The organism is Paenibacillus macerans (assembly GCF_900454495.1).
Lineage (GTDB): Bacteria > Bacillota > Bacilli > Paenibacillales > Paenibacillaceae > Fontibacillus > Fontibacillus macerans.
Map to the genome: position 1 here is coordinate 4,431,654 of NZ_UGSI01000001.1, position 18,797 is coordinate 4,450,450.

General features: G+C 55.9%; 15 protein-coding genes. 4 read left to right on the top strand and 11 right to left on the bottom strand.

Annotated features, from left to right (window positions below):
• Positions 1-40: 40 nt before the first annotated feature.
• The 3 genes from DYE26_RS19865 to DYE26_RS19875 all read right to left on the bottom strand — a co-directional run bounded on the left by DYE26_RS19865 (position 41) and on the right by DYE26_RS19875 (position 3,041).
• Positions 41-1,279, bottom strand: coding sequence for an SLC45 family MFS transporter (locus DYE26_RS19865; RefSeq protein WP_036626527.1), 1,239 nt, complete (start codon positions 1,277-1,279; stop codon positions 41-43).
• A gap of 12 nt (positions 1,280-1,291) precedes the next feature.
• Positions 1,292-2,020, bottom strand: a complete 729-nt coding sequence (locus DYE26_RS19870) for a glycerophosphodiester phosphodiesterase (RefSeq protein WP_036626528.1) — start codon at positions 2,018-2,020, stop codon at positions 1,292-1,294.
• Between the two features lie 466 nt (positions 2,021-2,486).
• Complete coding sequence (locus tag DYE26_RS19875) at positions 2,487-3,041, bottom strand: flavodoxin family protein (RefSeq protein WP_036626530.1); 555 nt, start codon at positions 3,039-3,041, stop codon at positions 2,487-2,489.
• 407 nt (positions 3,042-3,448) lie between these two features.
• Between DYE26_RS19875 and DYE26_RS19880 the strand changes: the two genes are divergently transcribed.
• Positions 3,449-3,673, top strand: a complete 225-nt coding sequence (locus DYE26_RS19880) for a PspC domain-containing protein (RefSeq protein ID WP_036628883.1) — start codon at positions 3,449-3,451, stop codon at positions 3,671-3,673.
• Positions 3,674-3,702: 29 nt separating this feature from the next.
• Positions 3,703-4,380 carry a PspA/IM30 family protein gene (locus tag DYE26_RS19885; protein ID WP_036626532.1) on the top strand — a complete coding sequence of 226 codons (678 nt, stop codon included), beginning with the start codon at positions 3,703-3,705 and terminating at the stop codon, positions 4,378-4,380.
• Between the two features lie 5 nt (positions 4,381-4,385).
• Here DYE26_RS19885 and DYE26_RS19890 read toward each other — a convergent pair whose 3' ends face one another.
• The 4 genes from DYE26_RS19890 to DYE26_RS19905 all read right to left on the bottom strand — a co-directional run bounded on the left by DYE26_RS19890 (position 4,386) and on the right by DYE26_RS19905 (position 8,584).
• Entirely contained in the window at positions 4,386-4,769 is a 384-nt protein-coding gene (locus tag DYE26_RS19890) for a hypothetical protein (RefSeq protein WP_036626534.1), read from the bottom strand.
• A gap of 2 nt (positions 4,770-4,771) precedes the next feature.
• Positions 4,772-5,707 (bottom strand): SPFH domain-containing protein, encoded by a 936-nt coding sequence (locus DYE26_RS19895; protein ID WP_036626536.1) that lies wholly within the window; start codon positions 5,705-5,707, stop codon positions 4,772-4,774.
• Entirely contained in the window at positions 5,707-6,141 is a 435-nt protein-coding gene (locus tag DYE26_RS19900; RefSeq protein ID WP_036626537.1) for an NfeD family protein, read from the bottom strand. The genes DYE26_RS19895 and DYE26_RS19900 overlap by 1 nt, the downstream gene beginning before the upstream one ends.
• Before the next feature lie 172 nt (positions 6,142-6,313).
• Positions 6,314-8,584: an ATP-binding cassette domain-containing protein gene (locus tag DYE26_RS19905; protein WP_036626538.1), complete on the bottom strand. Its 2,271-nt coding sequence runs from the start codon at positions 8,582-8,584 to the stop codon at positions 6,314-6,316.
• A 93-nt stretch (positions 8,585-8,677) separates the two neighbouring features.
• On the opposite strand from DYE26_RS19905, the gene DYE26_RS19910 reads away from it, so the two are divergent.
• Both DYE26_RS19910 and DYE26_RS19915 read left to right on the top strand, forming a co-directional pair.
• Positions 8,678-9,619: a helix-turn-helix transcriptional regulator gene (locus DYE26_RS19910; RefSeq protein WP_036626539.1), complete on the top strand. Its 942-nt coding sequence runs from the start codon at positions 8,678-8,680 to the stop codon at positions 9,617-9,619.
• A gap of 422 nt (positions 9,620-10,041) precedes the next feature.
• Positions 10,042-11,235 carry an IS4 family transposase gene (locus DYE26_RS19915; protein WP_051985743.1) on the top strand — a complete coding sequence of 398 codons (1,194 nt, stop codon included), beginning with the start codon at positions 10,042-10,044 and terminating at the stop codon, positions 11,233-11,235.
• A 684-nt stretch (positions 11,236-11,919) separates the two neighbouring features.
• On the opposite strand, the gene DYE26_RS19920 is transcribed toward DYE26_RS19915, so the two are convergent.
• The 4 genes from DYE26_RS19920 to DYE26_RS19940 form a co-directional block, all read right to left on the bottom strand.
• The gene (locus DYE26_RS19920) at positions 11,920-13,038 is read right to left on the bottom strand and encodes an IS110 family RNA-guided transposase (protein WP_036623922.1); all 1,119 of its coding nucleotides are present in this window, start codon (positions 13,036-13,038) and stop codon (positions 11,920-11,922) included.
• A gap of 317 nt (positions 13,039-13,355) precedes the next feature.
• Positions 13,356-13,961, bottom strand: a complete 606-nt coding sequence (locus tag DYE26_RS19925; RefSeq protein ID WP_127463487.1) for a prepilin peptidase — start codon at positions 13,959-13,961, stop codon at positions 13,356-13,358.
• A gap of 1,320 nt (positions 13,962-15,281) precedes the next feature.
• Positions 15,282-16,943 (bottom strand): GspE/PulE family protein, encoded by a 1,662-nt coding sequence (locus DYE26_RS19935; RefSeq protein ID WP_036626540.1) that lies wholly within the window; start codon positions 16,941-16,943, stop codon positions 15,282-15,284.
• A gap of 294 nt (positions 16,944-17,237) precedes the next feature.
• Positions 17,238-18,629, bottom strand: a complete 1,392-nt coding sequence (locus tag DYE26_RS19940; protein ID WP_036626541.1) for an L-cystine transporter — start codon at positions 18,627-18,629, stop codon at positions 17,238-17,240.
• Between the last annotated feature and the right edge of the window lie 168 nt (positions 18,630-18,797).

Here is an 18,797-nt window from a genome sequence, read left to right on the forward strand (position 1 = left end):
TCTTTGGTGGCAAAGGGCGATAATCCGGCAAACCACCGCGTTACTTCACGCCAAGCGGCCTCTTGTCCACCGGCCCGCCTCCGGCGGATTTTCGTTCCGGCGCCACACCCAGCAGACAGAGCAACGCAAGCAGCATCCCCAGCGAAGCGCTGACGAACAGCGCCGGGTAACCAAACGCGTCGATCAGCCAGCCGAGCAGCGGCGGCGAGGTGATGGCGGCCAGCGATGATACGAAATAATAAATCCCCGTGCGGGTGCCGATGCTCTCCTCCGAGCCGGTCGCCACCACCCACGGATACGAGTTGATGTTAATGCACGCCCAAAAAATCCCCCCGACGATCAGCAGTATCCGCAGCCAAAACACGGACTCCACGAAAACGACCGCACCGAAAACGACGAACAGCCCGGCCACCCCCAGCGAAATGACCGGCTTCTTACCGAACCTGGCGCCCAGCCAGCCGCTCGGCAGCGCAAACGCCAGGAACGCCAGCGAGAAAAACGTAAGCGAAAACGACGCTTCGCTGTCGCTCATGCCGAGCTGCTTGGTGCCGTACAGCGTAAACAGCGCTTCCACGCCTTGATACGCCACAAACCAGAAAAAAATCGCCGCCAGGATCAGGACGGTCGTTTTGTCCAGCTGGTCCTTGATCCGCACAGGGCGTTTTGAGTCGGCGGATACGGCAGATATGGCCCCATCCCCAGCCCCGGTCCCCAAGCCATAAACCGCCGGCTCCCGAATCACCCCTTTCAGCACCGCCAGGCAGATGAGCATCACGATCCCGGCAAACAAAAAGGGCACGTAAGAGCCGATTCCGTACAACTTGGAGCCGAGGCCAAAAGCGAGCACCGAACCGATGCCGCCCATCAAGTTGATGATCCCGTTCGCTTTCGTCCGCAAATGCTCCGGCGTGATGTCCGGCATCAAAGCGACCGTCGGGGCTCGAAACAAGCTCATCGACAAGTTCATCAGCACCATAAACAAAACGAGCGTAACAAAGCCGGTATGCAGCGGTATCAAAGCCGCAAATACGGCGCCGAGCGGCATGCCGATCAACAGATAAGGCATTCTGCGCCCGAACCTGGTAATCGTTTTGTCGCTGCGGTGTCCAATCCATGGCTGCAGCACGATGGCGAAATAGTTGTCGATCGTCATCATGAACCCGATCAAAGCGGCGCTTTTCGCATAATCGTCCAAAAACAGCGGCACAAATGCGTTATACAGCGCCCAGGTCAAGCTGATGCTGAAGAAGCCCAGTCCCAGCAGCCATGTTTTTTTCATCCGCTCACACTCCTAGTTTGGCAGCAGTTCGGCCAGGACATCGGGATAGTCCGTAATGATGCCCGCCACCCCGGCCTGAATCAGCGCGCGCATCACTTTGGGATCGTTCACCGTAAACGGGTGATAAGCGACCCCGGCTTCTTTGGCCGCCGCAACCAGCTCCGGCGTGAGCGCATACTGGTACGCATGCAGCGCGTCCGCCCCGATCCGCTTCGCGTAATCCCAAGGCTCGTACAACCCTTCCATATACAAAATGCCGGTGCGGATGTCCGGAGCGATTTTTTTGCACTCGACCAAAGAATAATGATTGAAGCTGGAAATGATCGTCCGCTCGGCAAGGCCAAAACGCCGCACGGCGTCGATGACTTTTTGTTCGATGCCGGGATACAGCACAACGCCTGTTTTCAATTCCAGATTGATGATCGTATCCGTACCGCGCACCAGTTCCAGCAGCTCCTCCAGCGTCGGGATGCTTTCCCCCGCGTAGTTCTTGTGGAACCAGGAGCCCACCTCGCATTGCCTCGCTTCCTCCAGCGTGATGTCCTTGATCCACTCCGGCGTCCCCGCCGTCCGCTGCAGCGATTCGTCGTGAATGAGCACGAGCTTCCCGTCCCGGGTCATTTGCACATCCGTTTCGATTCCGGTAGCCCCCAGTTCAAGCGCCCGGGCAAAAGACGCCATCGTGTTCTCCGGGCAATGCCCCGCCGCCCCGCGGTGCGCAAAGTTGATGATCTCGGCCAATGGTGATTCCTCCTTGGGATATTAACTTAAAATTATTATAATCCATCCTCCCAATATAATCCTGCATTGTTATACCTATATTAAAATGGGCGCCACCCATGGCGATCCGATTGGAAATATCCAACTAAAGTTGAAAATTTGGCATAGATGCGCGGCCTGATTGGGTATATCCAATAGAATGGAGATTCAATGGCAACTGCAGCGGTTTGATTGGATATTTCCAATAGATACGGCTCAGCAGGATACAAAATGGGCAGCTTGAGCGAAATCTATTGGATTTTTCCAATGAGAGTGCCAAATTGCGTTTGATATCCGGCGATCTATTGGATTTTTCCAATGACGATGCGAAACAAAGGGTACCGGCGCCAACACCAGCGACGAAAAAACCGGAGAACCCCGCCGCCTTCCAATCAACAGCCCTTCTCCGGTTTTCGTTCCGGGCATGATATGCCCTCGCCCGCATGTTCTATTGCCCGTTCACCCACGCCCGCAATTCGGCGTTCAGCGCCTCGGCGTCGCGGAGCGCCCGCTGATCGTTCAGTATGTCTCCCGGCTTGCTGCCTTGGCCGATGATGTACCCCACAAACGGCATGCCGACGAAGTCGAACGTATACTGCAGCTGTTGGATGACCGGCAGCGCCTTGATTCGCGGGTTATCCCCGCCGACCACGACGGCGTAAGCCGTTTTGCCCGCGAGGGCCGCTTTGAAATCGTAGCGCGGATCGCGCAGGCTTTGCGACCAGCGGTCGATGAAGTTTTTCAAAATGCCGGAAACGCCGTACCAATACACCGGGCTGGCAAACACAAGCACGTCGTGTTCCAGCGCTTCTCGGATCACCTCTTCATAATCATCGTCGACCGGATCGAACCCGCCCTCCGTATGCCGTTGATCGTGAATCGGTTTGATCTGTTTGGCGCGCAAAACGATATTCGTATAGGGAATCCCCTCTAATACCTTGTTCGTTAATTGCTCCGTATTGCCCCCACTCCTGGTGCTGCCCTGCAAAACAGCGATGCGCATGCCCACACTTCCTTTCCCTATCTACTTTTCAGCCTATCCGCTCATTTTCCGAATAAACGCCCACCCTATTTTTATACGATGTTTTACATCTTTATGACATTGAGTTGCAATTGCTGGCGCTTTTTCACGAATTCTGAATGAAGGATGTCCGCCCCGTTCCGCAATATAATCCCCGACCTTGCGCCGAGGAGCCAACCCGACCAAGGTCCAGTTCACAAACCGTCTCAGGCCCGTTATGTCCGGCCGCAAATCCCGCTAGAATAAAAGCATGAACAGCGGAAGCAACACGAACCGCCAACCCGATTTTAAAATTAATGTTCAAAAAGCCGGCTTGCAGCCTTACTGCTTTCGTGATCCAAAGCCGACTTTTTGAATCCCCTCAAATAAAAGAAAGCGAGTGGTTATTTATGAGAAAACTTTACCGTTCCTCCACGGACAGACAAATTAGCGGCTTGTGCGGCGGCATCGCCCAATGGCTGGGGGTCGACGCAACGGTCGTGCGGCTCGTCGCCCTGATCACGGTCTTTTTCAGCGCCGGAACCGTCGTCGCCCTGTACCTGATCGCCAGCCTAATCGTGCCGCGAGAACCGTTTGCCGGACTAGGATACGACGAACCGTTCACCAACTACTAAACGACAACTAATCAAAAGGAGAGATGATCATGAGCAGCATTTTTGACAGAATCGCCAACTTAGCCAAAGCATCCATACACGAAGTGTTAAACAAAATGGAAGACCCGGTGGTCATGACCGGACAGTACCTGCGCAACCTGGAAGACGACCTGAACAATATGGAAAAAATGATCAAGGAGCAGCAAATGAACGCTGCCGTGCAGGAAAGAAAAAGCGCGGACATCGCCCATTTGGCCAAGCAAAGTGAAATCCGCGCGCTGACCGCGCTGGAGAGCGGCGACGAAGCTACGGCGCAGCACGCCGCGGCGGAGAAGCTGCGCTACGAGGAGCAGGCGCAGCAATACGCCGCCGCCGCCAGCGAAGCCCGCGAGCGCGTGAAGGAACTGGAGTTTCGCCTGGAGGAAGGCAAGGCGGAATACGCCCGCCTGAAGGAGAAGCGCAACGAGTTGGCCGCACGGGCCCGCAAAGCGCAGGAGCGGAAAGCGGAGCAGCAGCCCAGCATCAGCCGCGGCATCGAAAGCGGCACAGCGGCCCGCGGCTTCGAACGCATGGAAGAGAAGATCCTGGAATGGGAAGCAAGCGGCCAGCTTTCCGGTTCCGGTTCCGGAACCTCCCCTGCCGCCGGCACGGACGCCGGCATTCCTTCCCCCGCCGTCAACGCGGAGCTGGAACGTCTCAAGCAGCAGCTATCGGCCCGGCACTCCTGAGCCGTTCATATAGAAAACCGCCCGGTGAAATCACCCGGGCGGTTTTTGCGCGTTGGACAAGCCAACTCCCGCGAAATGCAAAAAGGCATGCGAATTTCGTCGAACTCCCCCGAAAATGGTTCGCCAAATGCAAAACTGCAGTTCATTTCCGGCCAAAAGATGCTTTTATATCCCACGGCCCGAAAACAGATGCACTTTTGCATCTCAACCGCTCCAAAATGGCGTATGTCGGGAAAATCAACTGCACTTTTGCGGTTGATCCCGTATTGATCCAGTAAAGCAGCGTTACCGCCAAAGAAACAAGCGGGAGGCAAAACGCGCTGCCTTAAAAGAAAAAAACCGGCAAGGCTTGAATGCCTGCCAGTTTTTTTTCGATTCGGCGCCTGCAAGATTATTTCCCTTCTTTGCCGGACTTGAACACTTCGCCGATCGCGCCCAGACTGCCAAGCGTTTCGATCGCGTTGGACGGGATGAACACTTTGTTCGCCGGTCCTTTGGCCACTTCCTTTAAAGCGTCGAAGGACTGGTAAGCCAGCACCTCTTCCGTCAATGCGGCGTCGCGGAGCATTTCGATCCGCGCTTTTTCGGCTTCCGCAACCGCCTGAATCGCCTTCGCTTCCCCCAGCGCTTCCAGTTCCTGCGCCTGCCGCAAGCCTTCGGCTTCGCGAATGCGCGCTTCCTTGTCGCCTTCCGCCTTGAGGATCTTGCTCTGCTTGTCGCCTTCGGCGCGCAAAATCATGTCCTGCTTGGCAGCCTCGGCTTCGAGCACGATCGCCCGTTTGTTCCGCTCCGCCTTCATTTGTTTGTCCATCGCTTCCTGAATGTCGATCGGCGGCTTGATGTCGATCACTTCGACGCGCTCGATCCGCACGCCCCACTTTTCCGTCGCTTCATCCAGCGCAATGCGGATTTCCGTCGAAATTTTTTCCCGGCCGGACAACGTTTCATCGAGCTCCAACTTACCGATAATTTGCCGCATCGTGGCGGTGGTGATGTTCCGAACCCCGTATACGTAGTCGGAAATTCCGTACGTAGCTTGTTCCGGATCGACCACCTGATAGAAAATGATCGTATCGATTTCCACCTGAACGTTGTCCTTCGTAATCACGGTTTGCGGCGGCACATTCGTCTGTTGAATCCGCAAATCATGATACAGGCGAACCTGGTCGATCACCGGAATCAGGATGTTCAACCCCGGCGTCAACAGCCGGTGGAATTTACCGAGCCGTTCGACGACGCCCACCCGCTGCTGCGGCACAATTTTGATCGTTAGCGAAATAAAAACGACCACGACGACAACAATAATTACAAGAATAACCCACGGCATTAAGAAATTTCCTCCCATCGTTCTACCTCGATAATCGTACTGCTGCGCTTCAGCACCCGCACCCGCTCATCCCTGCCGATCGGCACGGCGGACTTGGCGCTCCACGTGTCTCCTCCAACCTTGACGATGCCGTATTGCCCCTCTTCAATCGGTTCCACGACGATGCCTTGTTTGCCTACCAGCTCGGTGCCGACATCTTTAAACCCTTTCGATGCGCGAAACTTTCGCGACAGCGGCTTGGTAAATATGGTCAACCCTAAAGCGACCAGACAGCCGGCCACCACCTGCAAAACATAAGCCTCGGGGGCTATCCAAGCCACAATCGCCGCCACCAGCGCCCCGATGCATAACCACAGCAAATAAAACGTCAGCGTCATCATCTCGAACACCAGCAAAGCTCCGGCGGCGATCAGCCAAATGGCCCACATTTCCATCCCCCTGTTGCACCACCTTTCCGCATTATAATTATATATACGGCGACCATACCAAAAAGTATCAAGAAATGGAATGGTTATTTAGCAATTTTGCGCATAATCGAGGAAATTTCCGGTTTTTTGGAGGAAATTGTTGCTTTTTTGTCATAATACGCCGTGCCGCTTCCTAAGTCTAATTCCCGTCAGGTGCTGTGGAGGTTCTGAGATACTGTCCGGTTAAAGATTCGCCGCAAGCCGCAATATCCCTGGGCACGCCTTCAAACAATACCCTGCCTCCCTCCGCTCCCGCGCCGGGGCCCAGGTCGATGATCCAATCGGCCTGGCAGATCACTTCCGGGTGATGTTCGATGACGATCAGCGTGTTGCCCTGGTCGGCAAGGCGATTCATCACGCGGATAAGCCGGTCGACGTCCGCCAGATGCAGCCCGGTGGTCGGTTCATCCAATACGTAAATATTGCCCCGTTCCTCCAGTTCAGCCGCCAACTTGACCCGCTGCAGTTCTCCGCCCGACAAAGTGCTGAGGGGTTGTCCCAGCGCAACGTAATCGATCCCGGTTTCCCGCAGCCTTTCCAGCGCCGGCAAGATCTCTTTTTCTTGAAAAAAAGACAGCGCCTCGGCGACGGTCATAGCCAAGATGTCGCCGATATTCCGGCCGCGCAGCAGGTAGGACAGCACTTCCTCGCTGAAGCGTCTCCCCCCGCAAGCTTCGCACACGGTCGCCACCGTATCCATAAAAGCGAAATCGGTGTAAATGGTTCCGAGCCCCTTGCAGGCCGGGCAGGCCCCTTGCGAATTAAAGCTGAAAAGCGAGGGACTGACCCGATTCGCTTTGGCGAACCGCTCCCGGATCGCATCGAATATGCCCGTAAAGGTGGCGATATTGGACCTGTTCGAAGCGCCGATCGCCCCTTGATCGACAACGATCGCTTCGGGATAAGCCTGCGCAAACGCACGGCGGATCAATGTGCTTTTGCCCGATCCGGCCACTCCGGTAACGGCGGTCATCACCCCTGCGGGGACCCGGACGCTTACCTCTTTCAAATTGTTGAGGCTCGTGCGCGGAATTTCCAGCCATCCGGCAGGCTGCCGGACCTCGCTTTTGAATGAAAGCCGGCGCTTCAGCAACCGGGAGGTCAGCGTATCCGCCGACATCAGCCCGCCGAGTTCTCCCTCGTAGACGATCCTTCCCCCGCCCGTTCCGGCGCCCGGCCCCATTTCCACGATATGATCGGCGATCCGGATCACGTCCGGGTCATGCTCCACGATCAGCACCGTGTTGCCTTTATCCCTTAATTGCCGCAGCAGCCGGTTGATCCGGCCGACATCGCGGGGATGCAGACCGCTGCTCGGCTCATCCAAAATATAAAGCAAATCGCTCAGGCTGTTGCCGAGTTGGCGTACCAGCTTGATCCGCTGCGATTCCCCGCCCGACAGGCTGGACGTTTCCCGGTTCAAACTCAAATACCCGAGCCCGATTTCGATCATGTCGGCCAGCCGTTTGACGATCGCCTCGGTCACCGTGCGGACCAGCGGTTCGCGGACAGTACGCACAAAATCAATCAGCTCGCTGACCGGCATGTTCGCGCAGTCCGCAATGTTTTTGCCGTTGATTCGGCATGTCAGCACATCGGGCTTAAGTCGGCCCCCGCGGCACGCCGGGCATATCCCCTCGGACGCGATCCGTTTGATCGCATCCTTGTAAAGGGCGTTATCCCGGCCATCCTTGTCCAGGAAAGACCGTTTGATACGGGGGACGACGCCCTCGTACAGCGAAGTCGGCGGCCACTCTTTCGTCGGATTCGCCGGTTTGAACCCCGTTTTGTACAGCAGCGTATCCATTTCTTCCTCGGTGTAATCCTTTAACTTTTTGTCGTTGTCGAACAGGCCGGTGGCGGTATATCTTTTCCAGCGGAAATCGCCGGGCTGAAAGGTGGGAAACAGGATCGCTCCCTCGTTCAGCGATTTTTCCTTGTCGATCAAGCGGTCGATTAGAATCGTTTTCGCTTTGCCCAGCCCTTCGCATTCGGGGCACATCCCCTGCGGATTATTGAAGGAAAAAACGTCGGAATAGCCGACGAAAGGCTCTCCCTGCCGGGAAAACAGCAAACGCAGCAGCGCATAGATGTCCGTGGCCGTGCCGACGGTCGATCTGGCGTTGCCGCCGAGCCGCTTCTGATTGATCACAATCGATACCGGCAAATTGGTTATGCTCTCCACCTTGGGCTGCCCGTAATGGGGCAGCCGGTTGCGGATGAAGCTGGAGTAAGTTTCGTTCAGCTGCCGCTGCGATTCGGCCGCAATCGTATCGAACACGAGCGCCGACTTGCCCGAACCGGATACGCCGGCAAACACCGTTATCCGCTTTTTGGGAATGGAGACGCAAACGTCCCGCAAATTTTTTTCTCTGGCTCCGATGACATGAATGAAATCGTCCTTGTGCATATTTCCTTTCCCTCCTCTGAATGATTCGCTTAAAATAGAATAAATTAAAACCATGACAAAAACTGTCATGGTTTTGCAAATGGAGGAGATTGGATGTCCAAGACAAGGCTGTTGTTCGACCTGATCATGTATGTGAACGCCAAGCGCAGCTTTACGGCGCAGGAGGTCGCCGACGAATTCCGGGTTTCCGTGCGGACGGCGCACCGGTATTTGAGCGAACTGAGCGAGATGGGCGTCCCGCTCTACACCGAGCCGGGCCGAACCGGAGGGTACCGACTGCTCCGCGGCAGAATGCTGCCGCCCGTGATGTTCGACGAAGACGAAGCGTTTGCCGTTTTTTTCGCATTCCAAACGTTGAAGTATTACCCATCGCTGCCGTTCGACATCAATGTGAAATCCGTTTCCCGCAAACTGTACGCGAACCTGGCCGATGACATGAAGCGCAAAGTGGACCGCCTGGAGGCGGTGACCGCGATTTGGAACCATAGGCGCAGCGTCGCTTCGCCGTTTTTGAAGGAAATCATCGAGGCGGCCGCGGACCGGCATGTGCTGAAAATCGGGTATGCTTCGAAGAAGGGGGACACGGAGCGAGAGGTTGAGCCGTTAGGGATTTACGCCCACGACGGCTTCTGGTACATGCCCGCCGTCGACCGGAGCACCGCCGATATCCGCCAGTTTCGGACAGATCGCCTTTTGTTTGCCGAAGTGCTGCCGGAAACGTTCGACCCGCCGGTTAGTCTGGCCGACTGGTTGGAGCAGCTCTCCGGCCAGCCTTTGAAAACGCCGGTGCGGCTATACGTCGAGCTGACCCGGGAAGGCATGCGGCAGTGCCGCAGCCAGCCTTGGCTGGAACCGTATATCACGGCGGCCGCTCCGGACCACGGCTATATCTATGCTGTGATCGACGAGAGCGAAGTGGAGTTCACCGCCGCGTATTTTTTCCAGTTGGGCCCTGAGGCCAAAGTGCTGGAGCCGCGCGAAATCGTCGAGCGAATCCGCGAGCGGGCGGGGGCGCTGGTCCGTCATTACGGATAAGGACGGCTAAAAGCAGATAATGAGGATGAAGATGGATAAGGATGGATAAGGATGGATATCGATGGATATGGATGGATATCGATGGATGAAGACGGTGAAGTCGGTAAGGCCGGTAATGGCGGGTAAAGCACTAGCGCTGCTTCAAATCTGACATCTGATATCTGACATGATAACATTTCCAACCACAAATCGAATTTTAACGGTTGCCACAACCGCTATTTGTGCCAAAAAGGTTGATTTCAACTTTTAACGGTTGCCATAGCACTAGCCATGCGTAAAATCTAACATAAAACGTTAGGAATTAAAGGGAACGAAAAAGTTCAAGCACTTTCCAGAATTTGGTCTTCCCAAGTAAAAAAAATTCTCCTAATGTGGAAGTGTGGCACACGTTATCCGTCACACTCACAAAAGGAGAAATTCCCATGGATAACGTACCGAATTTATCGACCATTTGTCAATGCCTAAAGTTGCTGGAGCTTCAAGATTTCCGTTCACTTCTGGGCGATCACTGGGCAAAGAAGCTCTTCACCGGCAACACCATTCAACTGCATGTCGCGGGCCAACTGCTCGGCGCCACGTCGTACGACATGATCACCGAACAACTGCAGGCGCATGTGCCGTTGCAAGCAATTACCGGGCTTTCGTCTATCAGCCCATCGACGTTGTCCCGGAAAACGAACACCCTGTGCACCGATACGCTACAAGCTGTATTTGTGAAATTGGTCCAAGCGATTCAGCATCTCCATCCGGATCGACTAGACAAACTGCCCGGTGGGAAAAAGCTATGCCTTCTGGATGCGACCGAGCTGACGCTGCCCTTGCAGCGGGCCAGTTGGGCGAATTACTCCAAAAGCAAACACGGAGTCAAAATGCATACGCGCGTGGTGGTCGCGGATCCGGCGAAACTCGTCTATCCCGACCGAATAATCGCCAGCACCGTAGATGTAAATGAGACGGAATTGTCGCTTGAGCTCGTGACCGACCCCGAGGCCATTCACGTCATGGACCGCGGGTTCCAAAAGCATGAACACTTTGAACGATGGGACCAGCCGGCGAACAAAATCAACTTTGTCTCCCGCATTCGCGAGAATACGCAGTTCGTCGTGACACGGGACTTCCGGATCCCCAAAGCCGATCGGAGCTTCATCGTGTCGGATCGCAAAGTACTCCTCAACAAATGCAGTCGCCGGTTGCGGCTCATCGTCTTTCGCGACGAAGAAGAGAAGGAGTATTTCCTGATTACCAATTGCTTTGAGGTCCCCGCAGTGGAAATTGCACAGATGTATAAGTATCGCTGGCTCATCGAACTGTTCTTCAAATGGATCAAGCAGCACTTGCGGATGGTGAAGGTGTTTAGCTACTCACCACAGGGCATCTGGAATCAGTTGTACTTAGTGCTCATTGCATTTGCGCTCTGCACGCTCGTTCGCCTTCAGACCGCGACCTCAAAGACTGCATGGGAGGTCCTTAAACTGATACGCATCTATGCCCATTATCCGTGGGCGGCGTTACTACAGGCGCTAGAACGAAAGCCGTCGCGCACCTCTAAGGGCAGGCAGCGCTTGCCGGCTCCCCGTGAGCCGCAACCGGTTCAAAAGAAAGTTATCGTGCGATAGGTCGAACTGCATATTTCCATTAAAAGGAAAACTGTGCCACTTCTCCGCGGACATTCTCCTTTTTGAATCTAAGACCGAAATAAACCTGTAAATATATTTAATTAATTACTAAAATAGTAATTGAACCATAATTTTAACTTTTCATGTCAGATTGTTTGCATGGCTAGTGTTGCCATAGCGCTTATTTCACTTAAAACCGGCTATTTCCACCTATATTAAGGCAAATAGCGGCGTTCACAACCGTTAGAATTTGGAAAAGGCCTTTTTTCGCAAAATAGCGGCTGCCACAACCGTTGCTATGAACGTTTTTGTCAAGCCCTCCGTGTGAGAGGTGCCTGAGCACGTGGCGCGAGAGCAAAAATGCGAGCGACGGTCGGCACGCTGCTATCCGTGGGTTGGTACCACATGTTATGCCTTCGTCAAGGAGAGCTCTTGCAAGCTAGAAGCGCACGTTCAGTTACTCACCTAGTGCAAACGGTTGACGCAAATTCTCTCCCGGAACCTTCGTTTGCTCCCGGGCCTCGTGCTCAGGCGTGAGCTTGTCAAGCGCTTTTCTTGACAAGCGGTTAGGTTCAAATCAACACTTTTCCTATTCCTCATTGGAAATGAGGAACGCCTCACGGCGAGTGTGGGGGTGCAGGGGGCAACGCTCCCTGCGTCTCCCCAAAGGGGACGGAAGGGGCGTTAGTTAGCCACCGGTTGTTCCACCGTTCGAGCAACAGCCCATATGAACCCGGTTAGCTCCCTGGCCACCGCGCCTACGGCCACATTTTTGTGTTTGTTCTTTCCAAAAATGAGATGACGGTATTTGTAATGCAATCTTTCTTGCGCTTTCCACGACAACAGTTGTATATCGGCCGGCATGCCATCCAAACGCTTGGCGAGATCTCCTTTCACCGCAGGCCGATGACGGTAGCTCCAGGCGGATTCCACCAAGGATCGGCGCAAGCGCCCGTTACCGGCTTTGGTCATACTTCCGCGCCGAGTACTCAGGCCGGTTGAACTCTCACGAGGAACCAACCCTAAATACGCCATGAGTTGGGCCGGGGAGCGGAAGCGAGTAAATGAACCGATCTCAGCAGCTAGAGTGACGGCCGTCAGTAGTCCAATCCCACGCAGGGACTGAAGCACCCGAATCAGAGTTGCCTTGGAGCCGACCGTGGCTTGCTGAACCAAGGCTTTTTCCAAACGCCCCATCCGCTGCTCGATCTCATTTAAGGTATGGAGCATCTCGTCGAAGGCTACTTGCATGGGCTCATAAGGGAATGTCAGTTGCTCCAGCCAGGAACGGTACTTCCGGGTCCAACGACGCTTTATCGTAGCCGGCGGTTCGATTTGATGGCGGAGCAGGAACTTCAATATCCGCTGGCGTGCCCGATGCGCGTCCTCTTTGGCGGCCTCCCGGGCGCGAACCAACTCCCGCAAAGCCTCGTCTTCCCGCTCCGGGACGTAGACAGGAGTCAATTCTCCTGCACGAAACAGACGGGCAAGCTGCTCGGCGTCCCGTCGATCCGTCTTCACGTGATCGCCAGGGCGTTTGGGAATAAGCGACGGAGCAATGACAACGCAATGGGCTCCCATGGAGGTGATCCAGCGATAGGTTTCGTAACCTGTCGGACCTGCCTCATAACAAAACGATAGCGTTTCGGCCGGTCCCAGTTCTTTGATCAGCTTGCGCAGCGCCGCCGGGGTGTGAGGAATGCTCCCGTAATAGCGAGGAGTTTCACCGCTTGCATCTGCAATAGCAACCGAAATTTTTTCTTTGGATACATCTAAACCGACGAATTTTGTGGTAGACTGCATAGTATCAGCTCTCCTTTGCTATGTAGCTCTGAAATGGTTTGGTTTTCACTATCCATTTTAACCTACGAGATGTAGCAATATGGAGGGCTGTCTTTTGTTTACGTTCATCATAGCTAGATTCCCGGCGGGCCCAAATGCCAACTCGATAACCTGAGCTTTTGCGGAAAATCTGGAGTTTCAGGGCTACAAGCTGTCTTGTTCGAAAGTTAATGCAACGCTAGTGCTGTTAAAGACAGATAAAGGTAAATAAAGGCCGGCTCCCTGACGGGAAAACCAGCTCTTCGCGGTGAAGCTCACCCTCCCGTCGGCCCTCCCGTCTACCCGGAAAAAACGGCGTTGGCGGCATACCAATGGATGATCTCGTTGCCGTACAAGTACACGAACAAGGTACCGAAGGCCAGATAGGGGCCAAACGCCAACGTCTGCCCGCGCTGCCTGCGGCCCAAAGCCTGCTGCAGCAGAATCGCCACGGCGCCGGTGACAGCCGCCGCCAATAAAGCGAGGAGCACGCCGGGGAAACCGACGGCCCAGCCGAACACGGCCAGCAGCTTGACGTCGCCCATCCCCATCCCCCGGCCGGGGGTGAGGGCACCGACAAGCAGCAGCAGGCCGCTGCCGCCAAGCGCGCCCAGCGCATGGCTCCACAGCGGGCCGCTGCCGGCCAGCGGCACGGCGGCGAGCAGCGCGGCGCCAAAGCACAGCAGGGCGCCGTTGGGGATGATTCTCGCGGTCAGGTCGGTGACCGCGATCAGCACGGCCAGGGCGGTCAGCAGCAGGCCGACCGCCCATGCGCCCGACGCACCGAAACGCAGGTGCATCAGGGCGAACATCGCCGCCGTGGCGAGGGCGGCGGCGATGTCTCCGGCCCGGCGCAGCCGGCCGGAGGGGGTGGCGCCGCCGCCGGCCACTGCCGCAGCGCTCACGCGTGCGCTTCCGCTTTCACGCACGCTGCCTCCGCTCGCGCTGCTTCCGCCCGCGACGCTTCCGCTCGCGCTGCCTCCGCCCACGCCGCTTCCGCCCGCGACGCCTCCGCTCACGCTGCCTCCACCCGCGACGCCTCCGCTCGCGCCGCTTCCGCCCGCGACGCCTCCGCTCACGCTGCCTCCACCCGCGACGCCTCCGCTCGCGCCGCTTCCGCCCGCGACGCCTCCGCTCGCGCTGCCTCCGCTCGCGCTGCTTCCGCTCGCGCCACTTCCGCTCGCGACGCCTCCGCTCACGCTGCCTCCGCTCGCGACGCTTCCACCCGCGACGCCTCCGCTCGCGCTGCCTCCACCCGCGACGCCTCCGCTCACGCTGCCTCCGCTCGCGCTGCTTCCGCTCGCGACGCCTCCGCTCACGCTGCCTCCACCCGCGACGCCTCCGCTCACGCTGCCTCCGCTCGCGCCGCCTCCGCTCGCGCTGCTTCCGCTCGCGACGATTCCGCCAGCGATGCCTCCGCCGGCGGGCAGCAAGCCCCGCCGCGCCACCAAGCGGCGCCCGAGCCGCGCCAGTCCAACGCCCGCGGCCAGCCCGGCGATAAAGTTAAGCGCCGCCAATATTATCGTTTCCATAACCTCTCCCAAAACAGTGCCGTATGCGCCATGGCTGCCAGCATATTTTACTAACCCCCTAAAATAGGCTCAAACCAAAAAACGTAGCTCGTCCACACCATCATTAAATCCTCCAGTGAAAAATATAAGGACAAAAAATGTCTTTATTCCGGCGATATCCATCCTCTTGAGAAAAATAGAGGTAATTTATGTCGCTATTTTCTCCAATCGCTAAGAAATGCCCGCGTTCCAAACAATTCCTAGGAATATAGGGACAAAAAATGCCGCTATTGGGGATGAACATGGCTGGCTTTGGATTATAAGTACATAAAGTGCCGCTATTTTGGAAGGCCGACGCTTTGTTCGCACCAGTAGCCGCCTATCAAGCACCGATTTCTAGGTTCAGCGATTAGGCCACCACATTCGCCTGGTGTTAACGGTTCGACGGTTCGACGGTTCGACGGTTCGACGGTTTGCCTCCCCCCCGCGGCTGCGCCTTCCTGATCGTCAAGCACCGTTGGTGGTTTTGAGCCGAAATTCCCTATAAGTTAAACATCGGTATAAACAGTATGATCATACAGCAGCACGGCAAACGAAGGCAACAAGTCAAGTCAAGTCAAGTCAAGTCAAGTTAAGTTAAGTTAAGTCAGGTCGAGTCAAGTCAAGTCAAGTCGAGTCACAACCAATTCACTCTCCGCCTCAATCGGCCCATTGTCATCTCTCTTCTTCCGCTTCGCGGATAATTTCCTGAAGGGTGGTGTGTCCCTTCAGCACTTTTCCAATACCGTCCGCCAACAAGGTGGTCATGCCCGTTTCGCGCGCCAGCCTCCGCAGTTCCTTTGCGGATTTTCCGCTTGCGATCCCGGAGCGCAGCTCGTCGCCGACAAACAGCACTTCATGCACTGCCATCCGGCCCCGGTAACCGCTTTTTCCGCAAGCGGCGCAGCCCGTTCCGCGATACAGCTTGTCCGCTTTGAAGCCCAAACGCTCAAGGTATAGAAGCTCCTGCATATCCGGCGCGTATCCGGTTTTGCAATCGGGGCAAACGCAGCGGACCAGCCGTTGGGCGACGACTCCGATCAGCGAGGAGGCGATCAAGTGCGGCTCGATCCCCATCTCCCGCAGCCGGACGACCGCGCCGACCGTATCGCTTGTATGCAGCGCCGATAACACGAGCTGGCCGGTTAATGAAGCGCGGATGGCGATTTCCGCGGTTTCCGGATCGGGGATCTCCCCAACCATGATAACGTTCGGATCCTGCCGCAAAATCGAGCGAAGGCCTTTGGCGAACGTTAATCCGGCCGCGGGATAAACCTGCATCTGATTAACGCCGTCAAGTATGTATTCCACAGGGTCTTCGAGCGTGATCACGCTCGTCTCTTCGCGGTTCAGATGCTGCAACACGGAGTAAAGGGTCGCCGTTTTCCCGCTCCCCGCCGGCCCCGCCAGCAAAATCATGCCACGCCGCTTTCCGGCCATGCGCCGGAACAATTCGAGATTTTCCCCGGTCATGCCCAGCTTGTCCAGACTTTGTATCCCTCCGGATGGGTCAAACAGCCGCATCACGATTTGTTCCCCGTGTACCGTCGGCAGCGATGACAGGCGGACATCGATCGGTTTGCCGCCGACCGACAGCTTGATGCGTCCGCTTTGAGGCAACCTGTGTTCTTCAATGTTCAAATGGGCCAAAATTTTCAGCCGGGCGGTGATGACGCTCTGCATCGATTTCGGAATGGAGCGCCCTTTGCGCAGTTGTCCGTCCACGCGGTAGCGGACCGTCAGTTGGGCGTCCATCGGATCGACATGGATATCGCTGGCGCCAAGGCGCACCGCCTGTTCGATCATTTGCTGAACGAGGCGGACTACCGGGGAGTCTTCGTCCAGTATCATCGAGTCTTCCACCTCGATCTGGCTGCTCCCCGCCCCTTCGTGCCCGGAATCCTGCTGCCCGTACAGCCGGGCGATCCCCCGCTGCAGTTCCCCCCTTGAAATAATAGCCGGTTCGATCGTAAAACCAGTGCTTATCCGCAAGTCTTCAATAACGAATAAATCCAGGGGATCGGCCATGGCGACCATTAGCTTCCGGCCGTCCACGCGAATCGGCAGCACCTGGTGCCGCTTGGCCATCTGCTCCGAAACGACCTCGGTCAATTTGGGGTCGGTCTCAAGCCTTGCCAAGGTGGCGTGCGGGATGCCAAGCTGAAATTCCAGCGCCTCGATGAGCTGATGCTCGGTCAGGACCCCCTGCTCCAGCAGCACATCGCCGAGCTTTTTGCGGGAACGCCGCTGCTCTTCCAGCGCGGTTTGCAGCTGCGCTTCCGTAATCATGCCGGATTCCAGAAGAAGTTCACCCAATCTTTTTTTGATTGTGTACATGGCTTACCCCATCTCCATGGAAAATTTATTATGTTTTTTCTTTATGAGCTGCATGCACGAAATTCCGCAGCAAAACCAGTCCTTAAGTCCTAATAGTTACGATTATAAACCTTTCAATTATCGGGCGCTATCATTCGATAGTATATTATACCTATTTCCGATGGCATCGTTCCTAGTAAACAAGGGCATATTGCAACGTACGGCAGTGGCTTAAAAAAAGCCGCCCCCGGAATGGAACCGCCCCATCAAAAGGGGCCTGTTCACAAACCGGGAGCGGCTTTTATCAGCGCTATATTACGCCTGCACGGCATCCAGATCAACCGAGCGCTTGAACGCTTCGGGGTCGTTTTCGCCAAGAATTTTGCCGGTGATGACGCCGGCGGCGATGGAGTCGTTGACGTTCAGCGCCGTCCGTCCCATATCGATGAGCGGTTCGACGGAGATAAGCAGACCCGCCAGGGCGACCGGCAAGTTCATCGTCGATAGCACGATGAGCGAAGCGAAGGTCGCGCCCCCGCCGACGCCGGCAACGCCGAACGAACTGATGACGACGACCAGGATCAGCGTCAGGATGAAATCCCAGCTCGCCGGATTAATCCCGACGGTCGGGGCGATCATGACGGCCAGCATCGCCGGATAAATTCCGGCGCAGCCGTTTTGCCCGATCGTCGCTCCGAAAGAGGCCGACAGGTTGGCCACCCCTTCCGGTACGCCCAGGCGCTTCGTTTGCGTCTCGACGTTAAGCGGAATCGTGGCGGCGCTGGAGCGCGACGTGAAGGCGAACACCAGCGTTGGCAGCACCTTGCGCACATACTGTACCGGGTTGTACCCGAACAGGGCCAGCAGGATCAAATGGATGATGAACATGACGATAAGAGCTACGTAAGACGCGCCCACGAACTTGATCAGCTTGAGGATTTCCTCCGCGCTGGTCGTTGCCGTCACGTTCGTGATTAACGCCAAAATCCCGTACGGGGTCAATCGCAGCACCAGCGTAACGATCCGCATGACGACCGCGTAAACGGCATCCACCATTTTGCGGAATGTATCGGCCTGCTCCGGTTTTTTCTTATCCAAACCAAGTACGGCCACCCCGATGAAAGCGGAGAAAATGACGACCGCCAGCGTTGAAGTGCTGCGCGCTCCGGTCATGTCCGCAAACGGGTTTGTCGGGATAAAGTCCAGCATCTGCTGCGGAATCGTTTTATCCGCCACATCGCCGAGACGCTCCTCAAGCGCCGCGCCGCGTTGTTGTTCGCGTTCGCCGGCCTGAATTTCGATCGCCTTCAGATCGAAACTAAGGCTCGTCACGATGCTGACCGTGGCGGCGATCGCCGTTGTAATCAGCAGCACGGCGATAATCAGGGCGCTCATTTTCCCGAGGTTTTGTCTCCCTTTCAATTTCATGATGGCGGAAATGATCGACACCATGATCAGCGGGATGACCACCATTTGCAGCAGCCCGACATAACCGCGGCCCACCAGGTTAAACCAGTCGCTGGACCCGGAAATAACGTCCGAGCCCGCCCCGTACGCCCACTGGAGGATGACCCCGAACACAAGCCCGAGCCCAAGTCCGGTAAACACCCGTTTTGTAAAAGAAACATGCTTCTTCTGCATCCAGACCAATAGGCCGATCAGAACCAGCATAACAACTACGTTAATGATGATACGCAAGGTATCCATACAACGTCTCTCCTCCTCAAAATAGTACAAAGTATCGTAATACCGTCCGGAAGATATGGAGCCGGCAACAATTTACAGACGTTATAATATCATAAACACGACTATTTTGATAGGAATAATTTTTCCAGGTAATGTTATCAATTAAATTCAGTCCGCTTACAAAGGCGG

Coding starts and splice junctions, on each gene's coding strand:
- DYE26_RS19865 (WP_036626527.1), bottom strand. CDS start 1,279: ATGAAAAAAACATGGCTGCTGGGACTGGGCTTCTTCAGCATCAGCTTG.
- DYE26_RS19875 (WP_036626530.1), bottom strand. CDS start 3,041: ATGCGCATCGCTGTTTTGCAGGGCAGCACCAGGAGTGGGGGCAATACG.
- DYE26_RS19880 (WP_036628883.1), top strand. CDS start 3,449: ATGAGAAAACTTTACCGTTCCTCCACGGACAGACAAATTAGCGGCTTG.
- DYE26_RS19885 (WP_036626532.1), top strand. CDS start 3,703: ATGAGCAGCATTTTTGACAGAATCGCCAACTTAGCCAAAGCATCCATA.
- DYE26_RS19895 (WP_036626536.1), bottom strand. CDS start 5,707: ATGCCGTGGGTTATTCTTGTAATTATTGTTGTCGTCGTGGTCGTTTTT.
- DYE26_RS19900 (WP_036626537.1), bottom strand. CDS start 6,141: ATGGAAATGTGGGCCATTTGGCTGATCGCCGCCGGAGCTTTGCTGGTG.
- DYE26_RS19905 (WP_036626538.1), bottom strand. CDS start 8,584: ATGCACAAGGACGATTTCATTCATGTCATCGGAGCCAGAGAAAAAAAT.
- DYE26_RS19910 (WP_036626539.1), top strand. CDS start 8,678: ATGTCCAAGACAAGGCTGTTGTTCGACCTGATCATGTATGTGAACGCC.
- DYE26_RS19915 (WP_051985743.1), top strand. CDS start 10,042: ATGGATAACGTACCGAATTTATCGACCATTTGTCAATGCCTAAAGTTG.
- DYE26_RS19920 (WP_036623922.1), bottom strand. CDS start 13,038: ATGCAGTCTACCACAAAATTCGTCGGTTTAGATGTATCCAAAGAAAAA.
- DYE26_RS19935 (WP_036626540.1), bottom strand. CDS start 16,943: ATGTACACAATCAAAAAAAGATTGGGTGAACTTCTTCTGGAATCCGGC.
- DYE26_RS19940 (WP_036626541.1), bottom strand. CDS start 18,629: ATGGATACCTTGCGTATCATCATTAACGTAGTTGTTATGCTGGTTCTG.